The organism is Nitrospirillum pindoramense (genome assembly GCF_007827955.1).
Classification (GTDB): Bacteria; Pseudomonadota; Alphaproteobacteria; order Azospirillales; family Azospirillaceae; genus Nitrospirillum; species Nitrospirillum amazonense_B.
Genome location: NZ_VITR01000037.1, coordinates 1 through 4,020, shown reverse-complemented (window position 1 = coordinate 4,020; position 4,020 = coordinate 1). Strand labels below are relative to the sequence as shown.

Below are 4,020 nucleotides of genomic sequence, written 5' to 3'. Positions count from 1 at the left end.
AACTTTGCCGGCGTCGGCACCATCGCCAACAGCGGCACGATCAGCGGCGGCGTGAGCGCCATCGCCAACTATGCCGACATCGGCACCATCGCCAACAGCGGCGTGATCGCCGGCAATGTGACGAATTACGGCAGCGCCGTGGTCTTCACCGGCGGCGCAGACACCACGGTGGGGACGCTGACCGGGTTGAACGGCAGCATCGGCACGATCAACAGCCCCGCCGCCAACATAGTCTTCGCCAGCGGCAACCTGCTGCTGAACGATCAGATCACGGTCGGCGGCAACACGGTGGTCAACAGTGGCGCCGCCCTCACGCTGGGCAGCCCCCTGACCATCACCGGCAACTATAGCCAAAGCACGGGTACGCTGGCCTTGGCCAATGGCGGCCTGATGGTCAGCGGTGCGGCCAGCATCACCGGCGGCGCGGTGATCGCCAGCCTGTCGTCCACCGGCAATTACCTGGCGGGCCAGGTTGGCGGCACCTTGGTCCAGGGCGGGGCGGGCTCCAACTACACCGGCGCCAGCCTGGGCTCCGGCGTCAGCGGCCTGGCCATCGCCGCCAATGTCATCACCATCGGGTCCAACGTCGACTTGGCGGTCACCGCCGCCAACGACTACATCGGCGGCAGTCTGGGCAGCCTGGGCAACACCGGCACCATCAGTGGGGTGCAATATGGGCTGTACGTGTCCAGCGCCGGCAGCCTGGGCACCTTCGTCAACAACGGCCTCCTGAGCGGCGGCAACTCCGGCGGCGGGGTCTATGTCACGGGTGTCATCGGCACGCTGGTGAACGATACCGTGGGCGCGATCACGGGGTCGTCCAATGGCGTGCATGTCGAGGTATCCGGCACCATCGGGACCCTGACGAACAGCGGCTCGCTATCCGCCGGCTTCGGTGGCGCGGTGGCCAACCTTGGGTCCATCGGCCTGCTGGCCAACACCGATACGGGAACGATCACCGGCGGCAGTGCCGTGCAGAACCGTTCTGGTGGCACCATCGGAATGTTGAGCAACAGCGGCGTCATCGGCAGTTCCTACTTCGCCGTGCGCAATTCCGGCAGCATGGGCCTGTTGAACAACAGCGGCACCATCCAAGGCCGGTACGTCGCCGTCCTTTTGGACAATGGGGCCGCCGTCGGCACGCTGGTCAACAGCGGTGTCATGCTGGGCACGTCGGGCAGCGGCAGTTCCGCCCTGTATTTGGCGGGCAGCGTCGGTACGCTGATCAACAGCGGCCTGATCCAGGCGGACAAGGCGCTGAGGGACTTTGGCACGCTGGGGGGCTTGACCAACAGCGGCACCATCGCCGGCAGCATCCTCCTGGGCGGCGTCGTGACCATCATGGGCGGCACCGGCGCCACCGTGGGAACACTGACGGGCCACGACCTGACCAGCCGAGGCCAACTGACCGGTTGGGCCAACGTGGTGTTGGGCGGCGGCAACCTGTTGCTGAACGACAACGTCGATGTCACCGGCAATACCCTGGTCAACAGTGGCGCGTCGCTGCGCCTGGGCACGCTGATCAGCGTCACCGGCGCCTATCAGCAATCGGCGGGCACGCTGTCGCTGGCCTATGGCGCCGGGCAGTTGGCCGTCAGTGGCCCCGCCGTTCTGAGCGGCGGCACCATCGCCGCCACGGGCGTGCCGGGCACCCTCAACATGCTGGCGGGCGTGGGCGACACCGTGGCCCTGGTGGTCGGCAGCGCCGGTTCCAGCTACACCGGCCGGAGCTACAGCAGCGACGTCACGGGCATGGAGGTCACGGGCCGCGTCGGGGGCGACAGCCTCTACCTGGCCGGGCTGAACGACTACATCGGCGGCACGCTGGGGACGCTCGGCAACAGCGGCACCATCAACGCCGGCAACGCGGTCTACGTGGCGGCGACGGGCAGCCTGGGCAGCTTCACCAACAACGGTGCGCTGCTGGGCGCCACCAGTGGCGTGAACAACGCCGGCGCGGTTGGCCTGTTCGTCAATAGCGGCCAAGTTTCCAGCGGCGCCATCGGCATCCGCAACACGGGCACCATCGCCCTGCTGGCCAACTCCGGCCTGCTGTCGGGGGCAACGGCCTTGTACAACGGCGCCGGCGCCACCCTGGGCCAACTGGCCAACACCGGCACCATCAGCGGCAACATCGTCAACCTTACGGCGGCCGACCTGGTCATCGGCGGCGCGGGCGGCACCCTGACGGGCGGCACCCTCACCAACACCGCCAGCAACGTCGTCTTCGCCAGTGGCGGCGCCCAGGTGCTGGCCGACGCGATTGATGTCGGCAGCCATACGGTGGTCAACGCCGGCGCCACGCTGAGCCTGGCCAACAACCTGGTCATCACCGGCAATTACAGCCAGGCCAGCGGCACGCTGGCCCTGGGCACCCTGTCTGCCTCGGTCACCGGCATCGCCAGCATCAGCGGCGGCGTCATCAGCGCCAGCGTGAGTGCCGCCCAGAACTACGTCGTGGGCGCGTCCACCGGCGTCGTCCTGGTCCAGGGCGGGGCGGGTTCCAGCTACACCGGCGTCACCGTCGCCTCCGGCATCACGGGCCTGACCATCGGCACCGGCGTCACCACCATCGGGTCCAACGTCGACCTGGTGCTGACGGCGGTGAACGATTACATCGGCGGTAGCGTGGCCACCGTGGTCAACGCCCAAACCATCGCCGGGGTCAACACCGCCTTCTATGTCGCCAGCACCGGCACCCTGGGCACCCTGGCCAACAGCGGCGTGTTGAGCGGCCAGACTTTCGGTGTGAATAACAAGGGGGTCATCGGCAACTTCACCAATGGCGGCACCATAACCGGCGGTTCCTACGCGGTCAGGAACAGCGGCCGTATCGGGACGTTGACCAACACCGCTGTCTTATCGAGTGCTTTTAACGGCGTTTTGAACGCCCAGGGTGGCTCCATCGGGACGTTTACCAACACCGGCACCGCCTCGGGCCAAACGGTGGGTGTTTTCAACTATGGCACCATCGGCGCCATCGCCAATGCGGGTTTGATATCGGCCAAAACCGCCCTCATCAATTGGAGGGGCAGCATTGGCTCCGTCGCCAACAGCGGCACCCTTATCGGCCGCACCGGCTCCGCGCTGTATAACTATGGCAGCATCGGCAGCATCACGAATTCAGGTCTCATTTCCGGTGCCACGGCCATCTACGATGTCCATGGCATCGGGGGCATCGCCAACAGTGGGACGATCACCGGCGCCACGGCGCTGTATGTCGCCGATACAGGCAGCATCGGCACCATCGCCAACAGCGGCGTCATCGCCGGTAACGTGGTCAACAGCAGCGCCAACGCCCTGGTCTTCACCGGCGGCAGCGGCACAGTGGTCGGCACGCTGACCGGCCAGACCGGCATCGGCACGATCATCAGCACCGGCGCCAATGTGGTGCTGGCCAGCGGCAATCTGCTGCTGAACGACCAGGTCGATGTCGGCACCGGCATCCTGGTTAACAGCGGCGCCAATGTGCGGCTGACCACCATCGTCGGTGTCACCGGCACCTACCAGCAATCGGCGGGCAGCTTGCAGGTGGCGTACGGCAGCGCCCGGCTGGCCGTCAGCGGCGCCGCCGTCTTGAGCGGCGGCACCATCGTCGCCACGGGCGTGCCGGGCACTCTCAACATGCTCGCGGGCGTGGGGGACACCGTGGCCCTGGTGGCGGGCGGCGCCGGCTCCAGCTACACCGGCCTGAGCTACAGCAGCGACGTCACGGGCATGGAGGTCACGGGCAGCGTCGGGGGCAACAGCCTCCACCTGGCCGGGATCAACGATTACGTCGGCGGCACGCTGGGAACGCTCAGCAACAGCGGCACCATCAACGCCGGCAACGCGGTCTACGTGGCGGCGACGGGCAGCCTGGGCAGCTTCACCAACAGCGGCGCGCTGCTGGGCGCCACGGCGGCCTTGAGCAACCTGGGCACCATCGGCTCCATCCTCAACGGCACCCTGGGCACTCTCGGGGGCACCCTGGGGGTCATGACGGGCGGCGTGGGCGTGGCCAACGCCGGCAGCATCGGC

1 protein-coding gene is annotated in these 4,020 nt (G+C 67.5%); it reads left to right on the top strand.

Annotation, left to right across the window (positions count from 1 at the left end):
• Nucleotides 1-4,020: beta strand repeat-containing protein (locus FBZ90_RS28020; protein ID WP_186456084.1), on the top strand; the 4,020-nt coding region annotated here is incomplete at both ends.